This is a genomic window from Pseudoduganella rivuli (genome assembly GCF_009674485.1).
Classification (GTDB): domain Bacteria; phylum Pseudomonadota; class Gammaproteobacteria; order Burkholderiales; family Burkholderiaceae_D; genus Rugamonas; species Rugamonas rivuli_B.
In genome coordinates this window covers 159039-182346 of the sequence record NZ_WKJJ01000012.1, presented here as the reverse complement: position 1 = coordinate 182346, position 23308 = coordinate 159039, and the positions used below count along the sequence as shown (strand labels likewise).

General features: G+C 63.0%; 19 protein-coding genes. 7 read left to right on the top strand and 12 right to left on the bottom strand.

The annotated features are described in order from the left end of the window. Positions 1-103: 103 nt before the first annotated feature. Positions 104-2797 carry a phosphocholine-specific phospholipase C gene (locus tag GJ700_RS19865; RefSeq protein WP_154377064.1) on the top strand — a complete coding sequence of 898 codons (2694 nt, stop codon included), beginning with the start codon at positions 104-106 and terminating at the stop codon, positions 2795-2797. 175 nt (positions 2798-2972) lie between these two features. Here GJ700_RS19865 and GJ700_RS19860 read toward each other — a convergent pair whose 3' ends face one another. From GJ700_RS19860 to GJ700_RS19850, 3 genes are all read right to left on the bottom strand, one after another. After that, positions 2973-4055 (bottom strand): BMP family ABC transporter substrate-binding protein, encoded by a 1083-nt coding sequence (locus tag GJ700_RS19860; RefSeq protein ID WP_154377062.1) that lies wholly within the window; start codon positions 4053-4055, stop codon positions 2973-2975. Between the two features lie 19 nt (positions 4056-4074). Beyond that, complete coding sequence (locus GJ700_RS19855; RefSeq protein ID WP_154377060.1) at positions 4075-4938, bottom strand: outer envelope protein; 864 nt, start codon at positions 4936-4938, stop codon at positions 4075-4077. A gap of 111 nt (positions 4939-5049) precedes the next feature. Further along, positions 5050-5889: a GntR family transcriptional regulator gene (locus tag GJ700_RS19850; protein WP_229507128.1), complete on the bottom strand. Its 840-nt coding sequence runs from the start codon at positions 5887-5889 to the stop codon at positions 5050-5052. Positions 5890-6206: 317 nt separating this feature from the next. On the opposite strand from GJ700_RS19850, the gene GJ700_RS19845 reads away from it, so the two are divergent. Genes GJ700_RS19845 through GJ700_RS19835 form a run of 3 tightly spaced genes read left to right on the top strand, consistent with a single transcriptional unit; the run spans position 6207 to position 9812 of the window. Next, positions 6207-7811: an ABC transporter ATP-binding protein gene (locus tag GJ700_RS19845; RefSeq protein ID WP_154377058.1), complete on the top strand. Its 1605-nt coding sequence runs from the start codon at positions 6207-6209 to the stop codon at positions 7809-7811. Then, a complete protein-coding gene (locus GJ700_RS19840; RefSeq protein ID WP_154377056.1) occupies positions 7798-8892 on the top strand; it encodes an ABC transporter permease in 1095 nt (364 codons plus the stop codon). The genes GJ700_RS19845 and GJ700_RS19840 overlap by 14 nt, the downstream gene beginning before the upstream one ends. Continuing rightward, positions 8889-9812, top strand: coding sequence for an ABC transporter permease (locus tag GJ700_RS19835; RefSeq protein WP_154377054.1), 924 nt, complete (start codon positions 8889-8891; stop codon positions 9810-9812). The genes GJ700_RS19840 and GJ700_RS19835 overlap by 4 nt, the downstream gene beginning before the upstream one ends. On the opposite strand, the gene GJ700_RS19830 is transcribed toward GJ700_RS19835, so the two are convergent. From GJ700_RS19830 to GJ700_RS19820, 3 genes are all read right to left on the bottom strand, one after another. After that, positions 9799-11097: an MFS transporter gene (locus GJ700_RS19830; RefSeq protein WP_154377052.1), complete on the bottom strand. Its 1299-nt coding sequence runs from the start codon at positions 11095-11097 to the stop codon at positions 9799-9801. The genes GJ700_RS19835 and GJ700_RS19830 overlap by 14 nt on opposite strands. A gap of 7 nt (positions 11098-11104) precedes the next feature. After that, positions 11105-11569 (bottom strand): MarR family winged helix-turn-helix transcriptional regulator, encoded by a 465-nt coding sequence (locus tag GJ700_RS19825; RefSeq protein ID WP_154377050.1) that lies wholly within the window; start codon positions 11567-11569, stop codon positions 11105-11107. Between the two features lie 116 nt (positions 11570-11685). Then, complete coding sequence (locus tag GJ700_RS19820; RefSeq protein ID WP_154377049.1) at positions 11686-13248, bottom strand: DEAD/DEAH box helicase; 1563 nt, start codon at positions 13246-13248, stop codon at positions 11686-11688. A gap of 424 nt (positions 13249-13672) precedes the next feature. Between GJ700_RS19820 and GJ700_RS19815 the strand changes: the two genes are divergently transcribed. Then, positions 13673-16618: a DUF2135 domain-containing protein gene (locus tag GJ700_RS19815; RefSeq protein WP_229507127.1), complete on the top strand. Its 2946-nt coding sequence runs from the start codon at positions 13673-13675 to the stop codon at positions 16616-16618. Between the two features lie 313 nt (positions 16619-16931). Here GJ700_RS19815 and GJ700_RS19810 read toward each other — a convergent pair whose 3' ends face one another. The 6 genes from GJ700_RS19810 to GJ700_RS19785 form a co-directional block, all read right to left on the bottom strand. Next, a complete protein-coding gene (locus tag GJ700_RS19810) occupies positions 16932-17324 on the bottom strand; it encodes a VOC family protein (protein WP_154377047.1) in 393 nt (130 codons plus the stop codon). 73 nt (positions 17325-17397) lie between these two features. Next, positions 17398-18255: a hypothetical protein gene (locus tag GJ700_RS19805; RefSeq protein WP_195763955.1), complete on the bottom strand. Its 858-nt coding sequence runs from the start codon at positions 18253-18255 to the stop codon at positions 17398-17400. A gap of 50 nt (positions 18256-18305) precedes the next feature. After that, positions 18306-19274, bottom strand: a complete 969-nt coding sequence (locus GJ700_RS19800) for a hypothetical protein (protein ID WP_154377043.1) — start codon at positions 19272-19274, stop codon at positions 18306-18308. Next, positions 19271-19849, bottom strand: coding sequence for a sigma-70 family RNA polymerase sigma factor (locus tag GJ700_RS19795; protein WP_229507126.1), 579 nt, complete (start codon positions 19847-19849; stop codon positions 19271-19273). Before GJ700_RS19795 ends, GJ700_RS19800 begins: the two co-directional genes overlap by 4 nt. Before the next feature lie 74 nt (positions 19850-19923). Continuing rightward, complete coding sequence (gene fabI / locus GJ700_RS19790) at positions 19924-20715, bottom strand: enoyl-ACP reductase FabI (RefSeq protein ID WP_154377041.1); 792 nt, start codon at positions 20713-20715, stop codon at positions 19924-19926. Between the two features lie 181 nt (positions 20716-20896). Next, on the bottom strand, positions 20897-22282 hold the full coding sequence (locus GJ700_RS19785) for a transglycosylase SLT domain-containing protein (RefSeq protein WP_154377039.1): 1386 nt from the start codon (positions 22280-22282) through the stop codon (positions 20897-20899). 243 nt (positions 22283-22525) lie between these two features. On the opposite strand from GJ700_RS19785, the gene GJ700_RS19780 reads away from it, so the two are divergent. Beyond that, positions 22526-23077 carry a DUF1415 domain-containing protein gene (locus GJ700_RS19780; protein WP_154377037.1) on the top strand — a complete coding sequence of 184 codons (552 nt, stop codon included), beginning with the start codon at positions 22526-22528 and terminating at the stop codon, positions 23075-23077. A gap of 5 nt (positions 23078-23082) precedes the next feature. Then, positions 23083-23304: a DUF1289 domain-containing protein gene (locus GJ700_RS19775; protein WP_154377213.1), complete on the top strand. Its 222-nt coding sequence runs from the start codon at positions 23083-23085 to the stop codon at positions 23302-23304. Positions 23305-23308 lie beyond the last annotated feature (4 nt).

The window sequence follows — 23308 nt, the reverse complement described above, 5'->3', positions numbered from 1 at the left end:
CGAATACCCACTAAATCGGCACATTGCACGATATGCAATCGCGCCGTCACATTTCCCACATACCATCCCTGCCCAAATCACTTGTACATGAGGAGGAGGGCACATGGTTTCACCCAGCAGGCGCAGGTTCTTGAATGCTTTTGCCGCGACGTCGGCGGTTTCGCTGTTTCCCGACTTGATCCGTTCCGCCCTGGCGGTGCCGGCCAATAACACGACCGGCACCCTGGCCGACGTCGAGCACGTGGTCATCTTCATGCAGGAAAACCGGGCGTTCGACCATTATTTCGGCACCCTGTCCGGCGTACGGGGCTTCGGCGATCCGCGCGCGATCGAACTGCCGGGCGGCAAACCCGTGTGGTACCAGCCGGACGGCGCGGGCGGCTACGTGCTGCCATTCCACTTCGATGCGAAGAACACCAGCGCGCTGTCGGTCGGCACCAACCACTCGTGGAAGGGATCGCAAGCGACGTGGCAGGCCTGGGATGCGTGGGTCAAGCAAAAGACCGCGCAATCGATGGGCTATTTCGACCGTGGCGACATCCCGTTCTACCACGCGCTGGCCGACGCCTTCACTATCTGCGACGATTACCATTGCTCGATTTTCGGCGCCACCGATCCGAACCGCATGTATTCGCTGACGGGCACCAATCAGGGCTGGCAAAGCAGCATGGGCAGCCTGTACAACATCAGCCCGTCCGGCTACTACAACAACGATCCTGCCAAGGACAATATCACTGCTTCCGTCACGGCCAGCGCGCCGAATTGGCGCACCTATGCGGAAACGCTGGAAGCGAACCAGGTGACGTGGAAGGTGTACCAGGAGTGGGATAACTACGGCGATAACTACCTGGCGTACTTCAGGAACTTCCGCGTCAACGCGGACGGCTCGCGCCTGTCTTCCAGCTCACCGCTGTACCAGCGCGGGCGCCAGCTGGCGCCCGGCTCGACGGAAGCCAATTCAGCCGGCACCAAGGGCGACTGGCTGGTGGCGTCGTTTGCGGACGATGTGCGCAACGATCGCCTGCCGCAAGTATCATGGATCTGCGCGCCCAACGATTACACGGAACACGCGCCGAATTCCCCGAACGCGGGTGAAAACCTGACGGCGCGGCTGCTGGCCGCGCTGGTGTCCAATCCCGCCGTCTGGTCGAAAACCGTGTTCCTGCTGACGTACGACGAGAACGATGGCTTCTTCGACCACGTGCCGCCGCACCAGGCGCCCATCACGGGCGCCATGGGCAAGTCGACACTGGCGTCGCTGGGGACGTACGAAACCTACCAGAACGAACCCGTCGGCCTGGGCCCGCGCGTGCCGATGCTGGTGATTTCGCCGTGGACCAAAGGCGGGCGCGTATGTTCGCAATTGTTCGACCACACGTCCAAGCTGCGCTTCCTCGAAGAGTGGCTGGTCATGAAGGGCAAGGCGCGCACCGGCGTCACGTGCGACCTGATTTCGCCATGGCGCCGAGCGATTTGCGGCGACCTGACTTCCGCCTTCAATTTCACGGACCCGGATGCCGCGTGGCCTTCGTCGGTGCCGGCCACGGCGTCGTACGTCAAGGTCTCCGGCAAACCAGCCCCCACGCCGCCGGCCGTGCAAACCCTGCCGCGCCAGGAACTGTGCACCGACAGCACCAACACGCGCGAAGCGTGCGCCCTGCCATACGACCTGGCCGTGCATGGCCGCGCCACGGGCGGCAGCGTCGAGCTGACGTTCAATAACACGGGCAGTGCGGGCGCCGCGTTCATCGTGTATTCCAATGTGCGCACCGATGGCCCGTGGTATTACACGGTGGAAGCGGGCAAGTCGATTGCGCGCGAAACGTGGAATTTCACGGGAGCGGCGTATGACTTGCGCGTGCATGGCGCCAATGGTTTCCTGCGCCACCTCAAGGGCGCCACGGCGGCCGCCACCGGCGCGAAGCCGGAAATCTCCGCCACCCATGACGGCGTGCACGGTTCGCTGAAACTGGTGCTGTCGAATGCGGGAGGGACGGTGGCCTGCACGTTCACTGTCACCGACAACGCCTACGGCGCAACGGCCACGCGCAACACGGTGGCGGCCGGCCAGTCGCTGACCCTGGACTTGCCGCTGGGCGCCAGCTTCGGCTGGTATGACTTGAACATCACGTGCGATACCGATGCGCAATGGTCGCGCAAGATCGCCGGCCACGTCGAATCCGGCCAGGCCAGCCGCACCGACCCGATGATCGGCGTGGTGCGCGCCGCAGCGGCGCCGCTGGAAGGTTCGCCACGCTATGTGACCAGGGGCGCGCAAGTGACGTTCACCTATGCGGCGCCGGCGGGCAAGCTCGATGCGAAAAACTGGATCGGCATCTTCGCCGACGGTGCGTCTCCCGGCAATGGCAGTTCGCTGCTGTGGGCGTATGCGCCGAATGCCACGGGCTCCGTGCCGTTCGCCACGGCCGGCCTGGCGGCGGGCGATTACAACGCGTGGTATCTGTACCAGAACGGCTATGCGGTGCTGGGCGGGCCGGTTCCGTTCAGCGTGTCGCAATTGACGCCGTCGGCTGCCAGCGTGGTGCATGGGACGAACCTGGTGTTCGACTATGCGGTACCGGCGTCGAAGGTCAATGTGAAGAACTGGATCGGCATCTGGAAGGCGGGCGTGGCGCCATCGAGCGGCACGTGGTTATCGTGGCAGTACGTGACGAAGGCCAGCGGCAAGGCCACGTTCGATACCAGCAAGCTGGCGGCGGGGAGTTATGCGGCGTGGATGTTCCATAACGACAGCTATGCGGTGCTGGCGGGGCCGGTGGCGTTCACAGTCACCTGACATCCCTGTACTGTCGCCATGAAACGCGACACATAATGCGTAGGGCGGGTTCGCGCCAGCGAAGCCGCCATTGCCCGCGTTACGGCTGCGCTGGCATGGCGGCTTCCGCTGCGCGGAAACCGCCCTACGGAACACTGGCATCGAGCCTGCGGACTGTGTGGACTGTCAGCGGCACTTACTTCGGAATCGCGCCTTCCACACCCTGCACGTAGTAGTTGATCGACAGCAGTTCCTTCATCGGCATCACGGCGCCGGCCGCCACGCGTACCTTGCCCGACTGGTCCTTGAGCGGGCCCTGGAACGGGTGGAACGAACCGTCGGACAGCGCTTTCAGCTTGGCGTCATAGGCCTTGGCCGCATCCGGCGTTACGGCCGGATTCAGCGGCGACATTTTCACCATGCCTTCCTTGATGCCGCCGTGGATGTCGGTTGGCTTCCACGTGCCGGCCATTACGGCTTTCACCGTGTCCGCATAGTAGCCGCCCCAGTTGTTGGTGGCGGCCGTCAGGTGGGCTTTCGGCGCGAATTTCACCATGTCCGAATCCCAGCCAAACGCATACACGCCTTTTTCCTGCGCCGCCTGCAGGGTGGCGGGGGAGTCCGTGTTCTGGCTCAGCACATCGGCGCCTTGCGCAATCATGGTTTCCGCCGCCTGGCGTTCCTTGGCCGGGTCGTACCACGAGTTCACCCAGATCACCTTGGTCTTGATGTTCGGGTTCACGCTTTGCGCGCCCAGCGTGAAGGCGTTGACGTTGCGGATCACTTCCGGAATCGGGAACGAGGCGACGAAGCCCAGCGTATTGGTCTTCGTCATCTTGCCCGCGATGACGCCCAGCAGGTACGCGCCTTCATACTGGCGGGTTTCGTACGTCCCCATGTTCTTGCCGGTCTTGAAGCCGGTCGCGTGCAGGAACACGATGTTGGGGAAGGCTTTCGCGACTTTCTCCGTCGGGTTCATGTAGCCGAATGACGTCGTGAAAATCACCTTGTTGCCGTCTGTTGCCAGCTTGCGGATCACGCGCTCGGCGTCGGCGCCTTCCGGCACGCTCTCCACGTACGTGCTTTTGACTTTTCCACCCAGCGCCTTTTCCATGTCCAGGCGGCCCTGGTCGTGCGCATAGGTCCAGCCGGCGTCGCCCACCGGGCCCACATACACAAAACCGACTTTCAGCGGTTCGTCGGCAGCTTGCACCGTTGCGGCATAAGGAACGGCGGCAGCCAGGGCGGCCATGGCGAGCAGTTTACGGCGATTCATCATTATCATCTTCCTTTCCATGTCAGAAGTGGTACTCGGCGCGGATCATCGGGGTCTTGGCGAAAGCGCCCGATCCTGCGAAGCCGTTGGCGTTGTTGCCGAACTTGTTTTTCCAGTACTGGTACTCGACGCCGACCTTGAAGGTATTCTTGCCGGCTCCCACCGCGCCGCTCATGTCGTACATGATCTGCATGTCGATGTTGGTTTCTCGTGCGGTCTTGCCGCCGAATTCGTCATTGCCTTTCTTGCCGATGAAGTTGGCGAAACCTTCGAACGTCAGTGGCACGCTGTTCGACAGGGGAATCAGCCACACGGCGTTCAGCATCGGGTGCACCTTGTAGTCATAGCGGTTGACGCCGGTGTGGGTGAACGTGCTGTAGGGCGCGTTGCTTTCCCACAGCGCCAGCAGGCTGACGTTGAGGAAGCCCGGCACGTCGAACATCACGGTGGGACCGGCCACCAGCATGCGTTTTTTCGAGTTGTAGCCCGCGTCCGTCTTGGTGTTCATGTCGAAGCCCGCCGTCAGGCCATAGCCGCGGATGCCGGGGCCTTTCAATTCCTGGCCGGAGACCTTGCCCAGGTCCAGCGTGTGGCGGTACAGCACGTACACTTCATGCGCGCCGGTTTTCGAACCGGCGGCCGACGGGTCGTTCTTGTCGGAGAACAGCATGTCGGCGCTGAAGAAATTCGTGCCGTACTTGTAGCCGCTGGCGTGGCTCAGGTTGACGATGTGTTTCGTGATGTCGACCGGGTTGTAGGGCTCCGCGAATTGCGTGCCGTAGCGGTAGCTGATCGACGTGTCGCTCCAGTCGGCGGCGTGGGCCGCGCCCATACCCGCGGCGAGGAGGGCGATGGCGGCAGTGCATTTGCTGAATTGCTGAATCATGTGGAACTCCAAGGTGGTTGTTATCGTGAGCCTTCAGATGCTTTAGCAAATTGCGGGCCAGGGCCCGCAACGGGTCATGCAGTTACTGCGGATGGTGCGTGGATGGTGCGGTTACAGCCCGGCCAGTGCATCGGCCAATTTGACTTTGCGGGAGACGACGCCGAGCCGCAGCCGGCCTTCGATTTCCAGCAAGTGGTGTTCGATCAGTGCGACCGCCTGTTCGCACTTGCCTTCCTCGATCAGCGATACCAGGTGGCGGTGTTCATCGTTCTCGCACATGTGGGCGCCGGGGCTTTCATACAGCGCGATGATCAGCGAGCAGCGCGACACCAGTTCGCTCATATAGCGCTGCAGCACGCGGTTGCCGGCCAGTTCCGCCAGCAGCAGGTGGAACTCGCCGCCCATGCGGATCCAGTTGGCGCGGTCGCCGCTGCGGCGCGCCGCGTCTTCTTCCGCCATCGCTTCATGGATGCGCTGCAGCGACGCGGCATTGACGCTGGCGTTGCGGATCGCCAGCGGCACGATTTCCCGTTCGATCGCGCGCCGCGCGGCAAAGATTTCACGCGCTTCTTCCGGGGAAGGGGAAGCGATGACGGCGCCCCGGTTGGGACGCAATTCAATGATGTGGTCATGCGCGAGGCGTTGCAGCGCCTTGCGCACCGTGGTGCGGCTGACCTTGTACAGTTCGCAGAAATCGGTTTCGCCCAGGTGCGTTCCGGGCGGGAGCTTGTGGCTCATGACGGCATTGACCACGGCGCGGTAAATGCGCAGGTCGACTGCCGTGGTGCCGCGCTTGGCGGGCTTGGTGGTCGACGCTGTTGTGGATGAGGTGGGCGCCGCGCCGCTGCCGGCGCCGCCCGTGCTGCCTTTGCTGCCGCCCGCCTTGCGGCGGCTGCCGGCGCTCATTTCAATGACGCTGGCCGGTTCGACTATGCGGGATGCGTTGCTCATGATGTGTACTCGTTTTGTAAGGAATCACCAGGTGTGATGAAAAAAGACACTCGCTCAGCCGATGGGTTCATTGTGTACGAAATAGTGCGCAATTCAACGAAAATTTGTATACAGTAATAGTCAAGCGTGGCGAAAGCGCCACGCGCCGGCGGTTCGCAGCACTGTATACAATCGGTGCGTGACCGCGCCATCGCGGGGCAGGGCGCACCGTCCTGGCGCATCAACCGGCACTGCCATGCCAAGCAGGCTGGCATACAAGTTGCGAGATGTTCAGTTGTAGTCCAGTTGTATACAACCGCCGCAAGGAGTTTCGACAAATGAATCTAGCCGCAGATCCTTCCGCGCCGCCGCCCCTGGTTGAACCGAGGCTGAAGCTGCGTGGAATTTCCAAGATCTATCCTTCCGTTGTCGCCAATGATTCAGTCGACCTGACCGTCATGCCCGGCGAAATCCATGCCGTGCTCGGTGAGAACGGCGCGGGCAAAAGCACGCTGATGAAAATGATTTACGGTGTCACGCACCCCGATGCGGGCGACATCTTTTGGGAAGGCGATCCAGTCCGCATCCCGTCGCCATCGGCCGCGCGCAAGCTGGGCATCGGCATGGTGTTCCAGCACTTCGCGCTGTTCGAGACGCTGACGGTGGCTGAAAACATCGCGCTGGCGCTCGATGACAAGATCTCGCCGGACAAGCTGGCGCCCCGTATCCGGCAAGTGTCCGAGGATTACGGCTTGCCGCTCGATCCGCACCGCCTGGTGCACAGCATGTCGGTGGGCGAACGGCAGCGCGTGGAAATCGTGCGCTGCCTGCTGCAAAACCCCAAGCTGCTGATCATGGATGAACCGACGTCCGTGCTGACGCCGGAAGCCGTGCTGAAATTGTTCGAGTCGCTGCGGCGCCTGGCCAGCGAAGGCTGTTCCATCCTGTATATCAGCCACAAGCTCGATGAAATCCAGGCCCTGTGCGACAAGGCCACGGTGCTGCGCAGCGGCCGCGTGTCCGGCACCGCCATCCCGCGCAACGAGACGGCACGTTCGCTGGCGGAACTGATGATCGGGCGCGAACTGCCCAGCTGCCACATCACGCCGCGTGACGCCGGCGAGGTGCGGCTGGCGCTCGACAAGTTGAACTTCACGCCGCTCGATCCGTTCGGCACGTCGCTGAAGGACGTCACGCTGCAATTGCGCAGCGGAGAAATCGTCGGCATCGCGGGCGTGTCCGGCAATGGCCAGCAAGAGTTGCTGAAAGCGATTTCCGGCGAATGCCTGCTGGCCGATGCATCGGCGCTGGCCCTGCTGGGACAGCCGGCGGGCAATCTGAATCCGGCCCAGCGCCGCGAACGCGGTTTGTGTTTCGTGCCGGAAGAGCGGCTGGGGCGGGGCGCCGTGCCGGAATTGTCGCTGGCCGATAATGCGCTGCTGACGGGCTATGTCCCCGAGGGCAAGACCGGCATGGTGAAAAACGGCCTGGTGCAGCACAAGACCATTGCCGCCTTCGCCCGCGACGTGATTGCCCGCTTCAACGTGAAATGCGGTGGCGAGAAATCCGCCGCTTCGAGCCTGTCCGGCGGCAACCTGCAAAAGTTCATCGTCGGGCGCGAAATCACGTTGGCGCCGAAAGTGCTGGTGCTGGCGCAGCCCACATGGGGCGTCGATATCGGCGCGGCCATGCTGATCCGCCAGGCCATCATCGACATGCGCGACCAGGGCGTGGCGGTGCTGGTGCTGTCGGAGGAAATCGAGGAGTTGTTCATGATGAGCGACCGCATCGCCGTGATCGCGAAAGGCCGGCTGTCGCGCGCCGTGAAAACGTCGGAAACGTCGATCAACCAGGTGGGCGTGTGGATGAGCGGCGATTTCGATCACGTGGAAACCGCTGCCCATGCGGAACAGCAGCAAGGAGAACCCTATGTCCAGGCTTGAAGCCCGCCCTGAACCGTCTCGCGCCATGATGCTGGCGTCGCCGCTGATCGCGGCGCTGGCCATGCTGGTGACCGGTTCCATCCTGTTCTATGGCCTCGGACAGGACCCGATGCACGCGTTTTACGTGTACTTCATCAAACCCGCCACCACGGCTTATGGCATTGGCGAATTGCTGTTGAAAGCCACACCGCTGATCCTGTGCGGCATCGGCCTGGCGCTGGGTTTCCGCGCCAACGTTGCCAACATTGGCGCCGACGGCCAGCTGACGATTGGCGCCGTCACGGCGGGCGCCGTGGCGCTGTATTTCGATGACGTGGAGTCGGGCTGGCTGTTGCCGGTCGTGATCCTGGCGGGCGCCTTGGGCGGCATGCTGTGGGCGGCGATTCCCGCGCTGCTGCGCACGCGCTTCAACACCAGTGAAATCCTGACCAGCCTGATGCTGGTGTATGTCGCCTACCTGTTGCTCAGCTACCTGGTGCACGGACCGCTGCGCGATCCCGCCGGTTTCAACTTCCCGCAATCGAAGATGTTCCATGACGCGGCCATGCTGCCGCTGCTGGTGGAAGGCTTGCGCACCAACGCGGCATTCCTGCTGTCGCTGGCGGTCGCCGGCGGCGCGTGGTTCTTTTGCGCGCGCACGTTTGCCGGCTACCGCATGCAGGTGTCCGGCATGGCGCCGATGGCCGCCGCCTATGCCGGGTTCTCCGAGCGCCGCAACGTGTGGGCCGCGTTCCTGATCAGCGGCGCGCTGGCCGGGATTGCCGGCGTCGGTGAAGTGTGCGGCCCGGTGGGGCAGTTGCAGCCATCGGTGTCGCCCGGCTACGGCTTCGCCGCCATCATCGTGGCTTACGTGGGGCGCCTGCATCCGCTGGGCGTATTGCTGGCGTCGCTGCTGATGTCGCTGCTGTACATCGGCGGCGAATCCGCGCAGATCGAGTTGGGCTTGCCGAATGCGATTACCGGCTTGTTCCAGGGCCTGCTGCTGTTTTACCTGCTGGCGGCCGACCTGTTCATTCACTACCGCTTCAAGCCGCGCCTGCGTCCCGCGCCTGTGGCGGCGGCACAAGGAGGTGCAGCATGAACGCCGATTACCTGATTGCATTCCTCGCCAGCACGGCGGGCGCCGCCACGCCCGTGATCTTTGCATCGATGGGCGAACTGGTGGCGGAACGGGCCGGTGTATTGAACCTGGGGCTGGAAGGGATGATGCTGACGGGCGCGGTGATGGGCTTTGCCGTCACGCTGTCGACCGGTAGCGCGGGATTGGGCCTGGGCGCCGCCGCGCTGGCCGGCATGGCGCTGGCGCTGCTGTTTGCCTTCCTGGTCTTGACGCTGCAAACCAACCAGGTGGCGACGGGGCTGGCGCTGACGTTGTTCGGCGTCGGCCTGTCCGCATTCCTGGGACGCAGCCTGGCGGGGCAGACCGTGGCGCCGCTGGCCAAATTGTCGTTCCCCGTCCTGTCCGACATTCCCTTCGTGGGGCCGCTGCTGTTCCGCTTCGACATCATGGTCTATGCGTCGATCGCGCTGGCGGTGGCGACCGGCTGGATGCTGGCGCGCACTCGCCTTGGCTTGCTGATCCGCGCGGTGGGCGAGTCGCCGCACAGCGCGCACGCGATCGGCTTTCACGTGATCCTGCTGCGTTATGCGGCCGTGCTGTTCGGCGGGGCGATGGCGGGGCTGGCCGGCGCATACATGTCGATGGCGCTGACGCCGATGTGGGTCGAAGGCATGACGGCGGGCCGGGGCTGGATCGCGCTGGCGCTGGTGGTGTTCGCCACGTGGAAGCCGCGCGGCGTGGTGCTGGGCGCTTACCTGTTCGGCGGCGTGACGGTGCTGCAATTCCACGGACAGGGCTTCGGCCTGGACATTCCGTCCGAATTCCTGTCCATGCTGCCTTACCTCGCCACCATCGTCGTGCTGGTGTACATCTGCCGCGATCCGAAGACCATCCTGCTGAACAAGCCGATGTCGCTGGGGCAGAACTTCAAGGCTGATTGACGTCGCCGGTCCGCGCCGGTGCGGCTTGAATATGCCGCATCGGCGTCGCCACCCACGCAAAGGCGGCCAGCGACAGCAGCAGTACGCCGCCACCCGCAAACAATTGCGCCAGCGTGATCCATTGCAGCAGCGCGCCGATCAACGTGGCCGACAACGGCGCCACACCCATGAAGATGCACATGAAAATACTCATGGCGCGGCCCAGCATGTGCGGCGGCACGCTTTGCTGGATCCACGTGAAGACGGCAATCTGCATATAGCCGCCCAGCACGCCGATCGCCGCCAGCAGCGCCATGCCCTGCCATGCGGCCGAGATGGCGCCCAGCGGCGCCATCAACAGACCCTCCAGCGCATCGATGGTAAGGATGGCGGCGCCAAACGGGATGGCGCGCAGTTTTGCGCGTGACAGCGCCATGCCGATCAAGGTGCCGACGCCGTGCGCACCCATCAATATGCCCAGCGATGCGGCGCCATCGAGATTGCGCGAAGCGAGCAGCGGCAGCGCCACCTGCATGGTGCCGCCCACGACGACCGCCACCAGCGACCAGTAGATAAAGCAGGTGCGCACGGACACGTTTTGCCACAGGGTGCGCATGCCTTCCGCCACGGCGTGCAGTACGCCCTGGCCCTGTGCGTGCGGTGGGACAGCGGCAGTCAGCGGGCACACCTTGGCCAGCGTCCACGCGGAAATCAGGAAGCTCGCGCAATCGTAGGCGAATGCATAGCCGATGCCGTCGGCGTTGCCGTTACCGTTACCGCGCGCGGCGGCATGGATATCGTCGCCGCCCAGCACCAGCAGCAAGGCGCCCAGCAGCGGGCCGGCCAGCATCAGCAACTGGCGCAACCCCATCATGGTGCCGTTGGCGGCCTGTAAATGTTCGCGCGCCACCATGGTGGGCAGGATCGACGTGCCGGCCGGGACGGCGAAGGCTTGGGCCAGTCCGAGCGCCAGCGCCAGCGCATACAGCAGCGGCAATGTCAGCAGCGCGGGGGCGGCCAGCACCAGTGCGGCCAGCGCGCCGATCACCAGCGCATTGGCGAACTTGGTTACCATCAGCACGGACTTGGGCGAGTAGCGGTCCACCAGCGCGCCGCCGATCAGCATGAACACGGCGCGCGGCACACTCATGATGGCGATCACCAGGCCCAGCGCCAGCGGATCGCCGGTCATTTTCAAGACCAGCCAGGGCAGGGCGATCATGGTGAACTGGTCGCCCAGGCCGGACAGCACGGCGCCGCCCATCAGCCAGCGGAAATTCAAGTCTTGCCACAACGTCTTGTTCATCGCCGCCTCAAATAAACGTGGCGCCCGCCACCAGGCCCAGCACGGCCGATACCGCTTGCAACTGGTCCGGCGGCGCGTGGCGCAGCAAGTCGGCCGACACTTCGCGCGCCGTGACCATGGCGTTATCGAGCGTGGTATGGCCGGCGGGCGTGATCACGGCGAAGCCGACGCGGGCATCGCGCGGGTCGGGCTGGCGTCCCACCAGGCCGGTTTTTTCCAACGGCAGCAGGCTGCGGGTGACGCCGGAAGCCGTCAGTCCCTGGCGTTCGGCCAGGTCGACGCGGCGCAACCGTCCGCCGGGGGCGCGGGCCAGGTGGTGCAACAGTTGGAAGTCGCCAAAGCTGATGCCGAAGTGGCCGCCCAGCGCGGCATCCAGGCGGCGCACGACGGCGGCTTGCGCGCGGGCCAGCCGCAGGCAAAAGTCCAGCGCGCTATCGTCCGCCGGTTCAGGTGTGTTACTTAACTCTTCCATGATTAATCCTTGAAATATACTTGAGTAAGCAAGTATATGCACAAAAAAGAGAAAGCTCAAATAAAAAAACCACCGGGCTTGCCGGTGGTTTTCGATGCGCTTAGCCAGTTGACCGATTAACGGTCGCCGTAGCGGCGGGTGCTGAAGTTTTCACGGCCTTCGCGGCTGCCGCGGTTATCGCGGTTGTAGCCGCCTTCGCGCGGAGGCTGGGCGCCTTCACGGCTGAAACGGCTTTCGCGGTTGTAGCCGCCTTCACGGACCGGCGCAGCCGCGTCGCGGTTGTACGCGCCGCCTTCGCGGTTGAAGGACGAGCCTTCGCGGCTGAAGTTGGAACCGTCGCGGTAGTGGCTGCCGCCTTCGCGGTTGTAGCCGCCTTCGCGCGGTGCGCCCGGCTTGCTGAAGCTGCGCTGGCCCGGTTTGCGGCCTTCGCCTGGTTTCCAGCCCGGACGCGCTGCCGAACGTGGTGCGGCGGAGCGCTTCGGCTCGTAACCTTCCACCACGGTCACCGGAATGGTTTGCTTGGTCAGGCGCTCGATGCGGCGCACGTTCATGTTTTCCGAGTGGTTCACCAGCGACACGGCCAGGCCGTTGCGGCCGGCGCGGCCGGTGCGGCCAATACGGTGCACGTAGTCTTCGGCGAACTTCGGCAAGTCATAGTTGAACACGTGCGTGATGGTCGGCACGTCGATGCCGCGTGCGGCCACGTCGGTTGCCACCAGGACTTTCACCTGACCGCGGCGCATGCTGTCCAGCGTGCGGTTACGGGCGCCCTGGTGCATGTCGCCATGCAGTGCGGCGGCCGAGAAACCGGCGATGTTCAGGCGGTCGGCGATGGTGTCGGCGTCGCGCTTGGTGGCGGTGAAGACCACGGCCTGGTCCAGCGTTTCGTCGCGCAGCAGGTGGTCCAGCAGGCGGTTCTTGTGCGACAGGTCGTCGACAAAGTGCACGCGCTGCGTAATGTTTTCATGCTTGTTGGCGGCGCTGACGATCTGGATCACCATCGGATCCTTGGTGATGCGGCGCGCCATGTTGCCGACCACGCCGTCCAGCGTGGCGGAGAACAGCATGGTCTGGCGGGTGGCCGGGGTGGCTTCGACGATTTTTTCGATGTCGTCGATAAAGCCCATGTCCAGCATGCGGTCTGCTTCGTCCAGCACCAGGATTTGCAGTTGCGAGAAGTCGATCTTGCCCGACTCCATGTGGTCGATCAGACGGCCAGGGGTGGCGACCAGGATTTCCGGATTGCGCGACAGCAGTTGCATCTGTTTCGGGTACGGCATGCCGCCCAGGATGGCGACGGCTTTAATACGGCGCAGGTTGGCGCAGTATTTGTCGGTGTTGGTGGTGACTTGCAGGGCCAGTTCGCGGGTCGGCGTCAGCACCAGCATTTTTGGCTGCGCTGGCTTGAAACGTGGGCGTTCGCCACGGGCTTTGGCCGATTGGGCTTCTTGCGCCGGGGTGCGGCCGGTTGGGGCCGATTCGTCTTGCGCCAGACGGTGCAGCGACGGCAGCATGAATGCCGCGGTCTTGCCGGAACCGGTCTGGGAGGACACCAGCAAGTCCTTGCCTGCGATTGCGGCAGGCACAGCCTGCTCCTGCACCGGGGTCGGCTTGGTGTAGCCGGAATCGGTCAGCGCTTTGAGGATGGACGTGTGGAGGCCAAGTGCTTCAAAAGTCATTCAGTATCTTTCGTAAAAATCAGCGTCTTGCCAAAAGCAATACGCAAAATAGCAACGCGAACCAAAGCGAAATGACTCTAAACGGGTGTATTAGAAATTTCGGCACAAAAGCTTTGCGCCGGGACAGTGCCATATGCGGCACTTAGGGCGGGGGGCTTTATATCGGGCGACATCCGGTTGATGCACCCAGGCTGCGTAGCTGCTCGTTATTATTCAGGTGCACGCGGTGTTGCAATGCACAAGCGAGCATAATACATCATTTTGCCCCGCAGTGCACAGATAAATTCTTACACCAAGCTTACGGGCAACAAACTTGTTACAAACGCCAGCCTTTGCTGAATTAAATTTGCAACGATTTAACCCCGTCGTCGAAACCGCACCGTTACATGGTAGTGCCGGCTGGTCCGGATTCAAGGAGGATGCGATGTTGATGACTGGATTGCGCCTGATTTCGTTGTTTTTACTGCTGTGCGCCACACCGTGGCTGGCCGCGCAGCCATTGATGGAAACCCTGCGCGGCGAGCGGCCCGTGCGGCTGCAAAGCCTCGACATCCAGAGCGCCGTCAGTGGCGGCATGGCCGAGACGCGGGTGCGTATGGTGTTTTTCAACCCGAACAGCCGCATGCTGGAGGGAAACTTGCAATTCCCGCTGGCCGATGGCCAGCACGTGACGGGGTTCGCGCTGGATATCGATGGCGCCATGCGCCCCGCCGTGCCGGTGGAAAAGAGCCGGGGGCGGCAAATCATTGAAATGGAAGAGCGGCGCGGCGTCGATCCGGCGCTGCTGGAGCACACGCAGGGCAACCAGTTCCGTCTGCGCGTATATCCGATTCCTGCGCAGGGTACGCGCACGGTGGAGCTGACGTATGCGGAGCCGCTGGCGCGCGACAGCGATGGCTGGGCTTACCGGCTGCCGCTGGCCTACGCGAACGGCGTCAAGGATTTCGTCTGGAATGTCGACGTGCAGGGCGCCGCGGGCGCGCCCCGTTTTAGCGGGATCGCGGAGGCGCCCGCGTTTGGTGCTAAAGCTGGCAATGCAATCAGCAGTTGGCAGGCACGCCTCGACCGTCCCGTGGTGCAGCAGGTGACGGTGCACATTCCCGCCGCGCAGCGCGTGCAAGCCTATGTCGAACGCTTTGGCAATGACACGTATTTTGTGGCGGAAGTGTCTGTCAATGCGCAGCGCACGGCGCGCCCGTTGCCGCGCACGGTGGGCCTGTTGTGGGACGCTTCCGGTTCCGGCGCGCGCCGCGCCATCGATGACGAACTGGCGCTGCTGGATCGCTATTTCCGCGCGCTGGGCAATGGCGAAGTCAGGCTGGTGCTGTTGCGCGACCGCCCGGAAGCGGCGCAAACCTTCCGCATCCGCGATGGCGACTGGGATGCGCTGCGCAAGGTCTTGCGGTCCGTGAAATACGACGGCGCCAGCGCGCTGGCGGATTGGCTGCCGGAATCGGGCGTGCAGGAATATGTGCTGGTGTCCGATGGTTTGTTGAACTATGGCGCGCGCCGTTTCCCGGTATTGGCATCCGGGCAGCGCCTGTACGCGGTCAACTCCACGGCGGGCGCGGACACGGTGCGGCTGGCGGCGCTGGCCGAACGCAATGGCGGCGCGCTGGTCAGCGTCACGCCGGGGCAGGGTATCGATGCAGCGGCCGCCGTGTTGCTGACGGACGGTCCCCGCATCGAGCAATTGCGCGCCGAAGGTGCCGCCGAATTGCTGGCTGATGCGGGCGCCATGCAGCAAGGCTTGCTGCGCATCGCGGGCAAACTCACGCGCGCCACGGCGCAAGTGAACCTGTCGCTGGCGCGGCAGGGCAAAGCCGTGCCGGTCACGGTGCAGGTCGATGGCGGCGCCGCCACGCATCCGCTGGCCGCCTGGCTGTGGGCCAGCTATCAATTGCGCGCGCTGGAAATCGACCATGAAGCGAACCGCGGCGCCATCCGCCGCCTGGGCAGCCAGTTCGGCATGCCGACGCGCGAGACGTCGCTGCTGGTACTGGAGCGGATGGAGGATTACGTGCGCCATGACGTGACGCCGCCGGCGTCGATGCTGGCGGCCTTTGACAAACTGCGCGCGCAGCAGGCCCGCAGCACGGCGCAGCGCCGCGACAAGCAGCTCGATTCCGTGGTGCGCCAGTTCGAACAAAAGATCGCATGGTGGGAAAACCCGCCGCAGAAAAAACGCTGGCTGTACAAGGAAGACGAGGCCGCGCGGCAGGAATCGCAACGGATGCGCCGGGAGCGCACCCAGGAGATGGGGGCGCAAAAAGCGCAGCCGGTGGAGGCGCGCATGATGGAAGATGCGCGCGCCCCGGCGCTGAATTTCGCGCCGTCTCCGCCCCCGCCCGCACCGGCCGCCGCCCCTGTTGCGTCGGGCATGCGCGCCGATGCCCGCCCGCCGATGGCCGAACCGAAAGCAGGCATCGGGGACAAGGACGCCGCGCCCGGGCAATCGATCGGCATTGCACTGAAACGCTGGAACGCCAGCGCACCGTATATCGCCCGTATGAAAGCGGCGGCGCCCGATGCGCTGTATGCGATTTACCTCGATGAAAAACCGTCGTGGGAAAACAGCAGCGCGTTTTATGTCGACGTGGCGGACATGCTGCTGCAAAAGGGCAAGCGTGACCTGGCGCTGCGCGTGCTGTCGAACCTGGCGGAAATGGACCTGGAAAACCGCCACGTGCTGCGGGTGCTGGGCTATCGCTTGCTGCAGGCTGGCGCGCCGCAACTGGCGGTGCCCGTGTTTGAGCAAGTAAAACAACTGGCGGAAGAAGAACCGCAATCGTTCCGCGACCTGGGACTGGCGTATGCGGCGGCGGGCAAGCGGCAGGAAGCCATCGAGCATTTGTATGAAGTGGTGCTGCGCCCGTGGGATGGCCGTTTTGCGGAAGTGGAATTGATCGCGCTGGCGGAAATGAATGCGATCATCGCCACCGCGCCGCCGGGCGCGAAGCCCGATACACGCCAGATCGACAGCCGCCTGCTGCGCAACCTGCCGCTGGACATGCGCGCCGTGCTGACGTGGGATGCGGATAACAGCGACATGGATTTGTGGGTGGTCGATCCGGACGGGGAGAAGTGCTACTACGGCAACCAGAACACGCAACTGGGCGGGCGCCTGTCGCGCGACTTCACGGGCGGCTACGGTCCGGAAGAATTCTCGCTGCGTCGCGCCAGGCCGGGCAAGTACCGCGTGTATGCCAATTACTTTGGCGACCGCCAGCAACTGGTGACGGGCGCCACCACCTTGCAGTTGCGATTGACGACGGGGTTCGGCACTGCGCGCGCGAAGGACGAGATGGTGACGTTGCGGTTGAAGGATGGGGGGAGTACGGTGCTGGTGGGGGAGTTCGAGGTCAGGTAAGGAGGGGCGGGCTGTGATAGGCCCGCCGCAGGGGAGCTCTACCTCAATATATCAGGGCGGAGGCAGTCATTTGATGTACGTTCAATAACAGGGTAGATAGAGTAAAGTCATCTTTCATACAGCAGGGGTGTCCCATTTTTTGCAGTCAGTCTAACTGTGTTAGACAACGGGATGATTTGGCAAGTGCTGCCGGAGACGCCGCAGACATTGGCGGATCGATACTAGGAGGGAGGTCGTGCCATCTTCCGGAGCGTTTCCGCCCCGGTGTGGACTTTGCGGTCATGCGCGTTGGGTGGCTATGCCAGCCCTCGCTTTACTTGGGGCGATACACCGCGCACAGTTTATTGCCATCTGGATCCCGCACATACGCCAGGTACATCGCCCCCAGATTACCCTCGCGCAGGCCTGGAGGGTCTTCGCACGTGGTGCCGCCATTGGCGACAGCGACGTCATGGAACTGTTGCACTTGTTCGGGCGAATTGCATTTGAACCCGATGGTGCCGCCATTGGCATACGTCGCTTCTTCACCGTTGATCGGTTCGGTGACGCCGAAGCTGCATCCGTCGTGGCGGTAGAAGAGGCGGGTATGGCCGGAAGGCGCCTGGCTGCGGAACGGTTCGCCTGCGCCGAGCACGCCCAGCAGCGCATCGTAAAAGCGTTTCGACCGTTCGATATCCTTCGAGCCAAGCATGACATGACTGAACATTCTGAGTTTCCTTTGAGTGAGTGGTTTAACTGCCTGATGGCGTTGCGGCAAGAATATAACATCCACCAGTGACTTACGGTCCGGCTGCTGCTGGCGATTCCGCAGCTTGCGCCATTTGATGTTCAACGACTGCTTTGGTGATGGCGCCCGGTTCGGCAAGTTCGCGGGTGGCCAGTGCGCGCAACTGGTCGGACTGGATACCAGTCAGCGCGGCATGGCGCAATGCCTCCGCCTCCGCATCCTTTCCTTGTCCCTTTAACGCTTTGTCCAGCAGTGCCACATTCCTGATCAAGCCCGACAGCTCCGCCGCCAGTCGTGGCCCTTTCCCTGCCGGCGGATAGAGCGGTAGCTCAAGGGCCATGCGGTTCAATTCATCCAGGCGGCTGAGTGGATTCTTGATGTGCTGGATAGCAAGCGCATAATCGCCGGCTTCCACGATGGCGGGCAAAGCCCTGTGCATGTCATTGCGCACCAGCTCGGAATGGTCGGTCAACAGTTGCGTGATGACGCGGTAGGTGGAACGGCTGTCCTGCAGCGTTTCATTCATTTCCACGATGACGCGCAGTCGGGAAATCGGCATGAATCCGTCCGCGCAGAAAATCGTGTCGCCATCGAATATGCGGCGTACTTGCTCGTCGCGTTCGCTGATCATTGCCGTGCGTGCCGCGGCGAAGTCACCCACCAATTGCTTCCATTCGAACATGGTGATGAAAAAGTCCACATGCGAATCGTTGGCGCTGGTGGCGATCCGCTTGAACTGCTGCTGGATCAGGCGTAGTGCTTCATCGTGGCGGCCATCTCGGTGCGCCTGCACGGCGGCTTGTATTTCGGGCCGGGCCGGGTTGGCGGCATGAACGTTCATCGCTGCGACGAAGCATGCCAACAGCAGGAGTGGGGTTTTCATGAGATTCCGTGAATTGTGTATTTGCACAATTATGTCATTTTGCAAATGAAGAAAATGCACGGATTGTCACGCCGTTGTCAGCGCCTTAGCGCCTCGCGCAACTTCTCCGGCACCGGATAATCCGGATAGGCGGTGCGCAGTCGGTCCAATTCGGCCAGCGCCTCGTCGCGCCTGCCTTCCTTTAGCAATTGCTCGATGCGGGCCAGCATGGCAGGCGGGTAGAGTGGTTGGCCTTCCGCTTCGTCAGCGAGGCGGTGCGTCGGCACGGGTTTGGCAACGACGGGCGCCGGTGCTTCGGATGACGGTACGCCTGGTGCAGCCGCTGCAGGCACACTGAGACGTACCGATGGCGCCGGCGCCTGTGGCGGCGGTGGCGGGGCTGGCGATGCGGCAGGCGCTGCCGCCATGCCGGACGCGTGTTCGCGTAACGGCGCCGCATCCAGCTGAGGCGTGGCTTGCTGTGTGCGCTCCATTGCCTTGCGCACCATGTCGTCGCTGTCCGCCTTGCGTTTTTCAGCTGCCGCGCCGCGGCGGGCAGCCTCTGCCTGGGCTTGCCCGGCCACGGGCGCCGGTTGCTGTGCCGCTGCGGGCGCGGCGGCATCCTTGGCCGGCGCCGGCGTCTCCGGAGCGGCGGCGGGTTCCGCAGCCGGCATGGCGGGAATCTGAATCTCCTGCATTTGCGCGTTCACCGCTTGCTGCTGGTACGCGGCTTCGTCCTGCCACAGCGGCAGCGCAATCGCGATTGCCGTGATGCCGGCGGCCAGCGCCAGTGGCATGCGCCACCGCTCGCGCCAGCGGTAGGGGCGGAAATCCGCCGGGCCGGTGTCGTCATTGGCCGCCGAGGCGCCCGCCGCCACGCCTGGCGCCGGCTGAGCGGCGGCGGCATCGCGTTCCAGGTCCGCCGCCACCTGCGCGAGAATCGCCGCATCGAGTGCAGCGGAGGGTTCCGGCTGCTTCAGTTCCGCCAGTCCCTGCGCGAGCGGGCCCTTGCCTTGCAGGAAGGCTTCGAATTCCGCATCGTCCTCGTCGTATGGCTGGCCTGTCATGCCGATTCCTTGTCCGCATCGGCGGCATAATGCTGGCGCAATTTCTTCATCGCATAGCGCAACCGGCTTTTCACGGTTTCCACCGGAACCGCCACCAGTTCCGCGATTTCTTCCAGGCTCATGCCGCTGAATTGTTGCAGTATAAGCGCTTCCTTTTGTTCGCCGGGCAGCGCATGAATGGCCGTATGCAATGCGCGCGTGCGCTGCCGCGCTTCCAGCGCCAGGTCGGCGCTCAATGCGGCGCCGGTATCGGCGGTGTCCAACAAATGGTCGAGCAGCGCGTCGTCGCCCGTCAGTTGCGCCTGCGGCTGGCGCAGCAAGTCCAGCAAGCGGTTGCGGGCGATCTGGTACAGGTAAGTGCGGAAGCTCGACAGCGGCTGGTAGTGCTGGCGCGCCTGGTGCAGGTTGATCCAGCTGTCCTGGGCGACTTCATCGGCCCATTCGCGCCGCGGCGCATGCCACGACAGGAAACGGTACAAGCCGCGGCTGTGGCGGCGGTACAGTTCCTGGAAAGCGGGCAAGTCGCCATCCCGGTAGCGCAGCATCAGCGCCTCGTCGGACAGTGCGTTCAGCATGGGGCGCAAATGAAAATGGGGCCGGCTTCACGATGCATGAAGGCCGGCCCCATCATGGCAAGATTGCCGGGGAATTACTGGTAATCGGACGCGTTCAAGCCCATCACGTGCGAGAAGCCGCCGTCGACGTACAGGATGTCGCCGGTCATGCCGGACGACAGGTCCGACAGCAGGAAGGCGGCCGTGTTGCCCACTTCCTCGATGGTCACGTTGCGGCGCAGCGGCGCGTGCGACGAGGCGAAGCCCAGCAGCTTGCCGAAGTCCTTGATGCCGGAAGCGGCCAAGGTCTTGATCGGGCCGGCGGAAATGCCGTTGGCGCGGATGCCTTTCTGGCCCAGGTTTTCAGCCAGGTAGCGCACCGAAGCTTCCAGCGATGCTTTCGCCAGACCCATGGTGTTGTAGTAAGGGATCGCGCGCACGGCGCCCAGGTACGACAGGGTCAGCAGCGACGAACCTTCGCGCAGCATCGGCAGCGCGGCCTTGGCCATGGCCGGGAACGAGTATGCGGAAATGTCGTGCGCGATGCGGTAGTTTTCGCGGGTCAGGCCGTCCAGGAATTCGCCGGCAATCGCTTCGCGCGGCGCAAAGCCGATCGCGTGCACGAAGCCATCCAGGAATTCCCAGCTCTTGTTCAGGTCGGTGAACAGGGCGTCGATCTGCTCATCGCTGGAGACGTCGCAATCGAACACCAGGTTGCTGCCGAATTCGGCGGCGAATTCCGTGATGCGGTCCTTGAAGCGCTCGCCCACATAGGTGAAGGCCAGTTCGGCGCCTTCGCGATGGCACGCCTTGGCGATACCGTAAGCGATGGAACGGTTGGACAGGAGGCCCGTGATGAGGATTTTCTTACCTTGCAGGAATGCCATAGTGACTCCGATTACTACTGCTGCGATGGCACGCACACCGAGGCGGCGTCAACGACAGTATGGTTGATTGGTTCGCAAGTGCGAGATTGTAGGGGCTGGCTGCCGCATCTGCAACTTTTCAGTTGCGAAGCGGCAGCACGTCCGTGCTATTCAGCAGGCGTTGGTAACAGACTAATGCAGATTAATTGTTACGGGACTTCTTCTTGCCGACGGCGTCGCGCGAGACGCGGGCCTTGACCAGTGAAACCGGTGCATTCTTGCTGTTGGTCTCGCCGGTGGCTTGCTTGTAGCGGCTGGTGGCAGCCTTGCCCTGGCCACGGTCGGCTTCGAGCGCCACGATGGCGCTGTCGGCAATTTCCGGGGCGATATCGACATCCAGTGACGCGGAAGTTTTCGGCACCAGGATCGTGGAGCCGGCCTTCAGCACGGTTTTTTGCGGGATGTTGTTAGCCTGGCGGATCACGTCTGGCGTGGTGTGGAACTTCGATGCCAGGGTTTCGATGCGCTCGCGGGCGCTGGTGATCTTGTGCGTGGTCCAGCTGGACAGGGCGCGGCCCCATTGCGCCAGGTTCGCGGTGAACTTTTCAGCATTAGCCTTCGGCAACAGAATCTGCGTTTCCTCGCCCGTGATGACAGGCTTGTTGAATTGCGGATTGAGCGCCTTGAATTCTTCGATCGGCAGTTCAGCCAGCTCGGCCGCGACTTTCAGGTCGATGTCGCTGGTTTTTTCAATGGCCGTGAAATACGGCTGGTTATCGATATGCGGCAGGTGCAGGCTGTACTGGGCCGGATTGGCCACGATGTTTTTCACGGCTTGCAGGCGCGGGACATAGTTGCGGGTTTCCGCAGGCATCTGTTCGGCCAGGCTTTCGAAGTCGATGGCTTTGCCGGCGGCCTGGTTGCGCTTGATGGCTTTTTGTACGTTGCCTTCGCCCCAGTTATAGGCGGCCAGCGCCAGTTGCCAGTCGCCAAACATGTCGTACAGGCGCTGCAGGTAAGACAGGGCGGCGTCGGTCGACGACAGCACGCTGCGGCGGTCATCCTTGAACGCGGTTTGTTTCAGGTTGTAGTCGCGCCCCGTGCCCGGTACGAATTGCCACAGGCCGGCCGCGTTGGCGCTCGACAGCGCTTGCGGATTAAAGGCGGACTCGATAAACGGCAGCAGCGCCAGTTCGGTCGGCATGCCGCGCTTTTCCAGTTCCGTTACCACGTGGAACAGATAGCGCGCTGCGCGCTCACCCGTGCGGGCCATGTGTTCCGGATGGGCGCTATAGTAAGTAACGTGCTTGCTGACCAGCGAATTATTCAGGTCGGGAATCGCGTAGCCAGTGCGAATGCGGCCCCAGACGTCCGTTTCGCGGAACGCGTCTTCATTGATGGCTGGCTTGATGAGGCTGACTGAGGCGGGTTTTGCTGCAAGAAGGGCGGACTGCGAAGCGGACTGCGAGATCAGCGTGGAGGAGGCGGTAGCGGCGGCGGGGGCGCTATCCAACGCTCGGGAAATGCCCGGCGCCAAGCTTAGCAGCGCCATCGCGCTTCCCGTCAGCATGTATTTAAATCGTTGCATAGTATTCTTTGTCGCGTTGTCGATTAGAAAACATCGGACTGACCATGATCAAGGGGGCAGTGTACGGGCGTTTATACGGCTGGGTCAAGAAATATGTCGTCCCGATGACAGTTGTCTTTTGGAAACTATGTTGCTTATTGCATGTGAGTTGTCAGCAGTAGAAGGCAGGTTGGCAGCAAATAGGCGAACGCCATCAGAATGCGTACAATGGCGCCTCTTTGAAGTAACTTTAGGACCACCACCATGACGAACCAGGCCCCCGACCACGACGCGATTATTGCTGCCACCCAGAAATGGCTGGAAAAGGCCGTCATTGGCCTGAATCTGTGTCCGTTCGCCAAGGCCGTGCACATCAAGAACCAGATTCGTTACGTGGTGTGCGATGCGACGACGCCGGAAGCGCTGCTGGAAGTATTGATGGACGAACTGCAATTGCTGTCGGACACGGACCCGGCCAAGGTCGATACGACCCTGATCGTGCACCCGAACGTGCTGCAGGATTTCGAGGATTACAACGAATTCCTCGACGTGGCCGATGCGGCGCTGGAAGACATGCAGCTGGACGGTGAACTGCAGGTGGCGAGTTTCCACCCGGATTACCAGTTTGCCGATACGGACAAGAACGATATCGGCAATTACACCAACCGTTCACCATACCCGACGCTGCACCTGCTGCGAGAAGACAGCATCGACCGCGCGGTGGAGGCGTTCCCAGAGGCGGAAGCGATTTTCGACAAGAATATCGAGACCATGGAAAAACTGGGTCACGATGGTTGGGATGCACTATGGAAATGAAGCGCATGGCCTCCGCCGTGCACGACGCCGCCACGCCGCCCGCCAATCCGGTGGAACGGCCCGATACGCCGTGCGTGGCCGTATGCTCGACCACGTTTGACGAGATTTGCCGTGGCTGCGGCCGTACTTATATAGAGGTGGCGCACTGGGTCGCCATGTCGGATGCGCAAAAGGAAGTGGTGTGGCAGCGCATCACGGCGCAGGGTTATCCGCGCCGTAATACGTAAATCC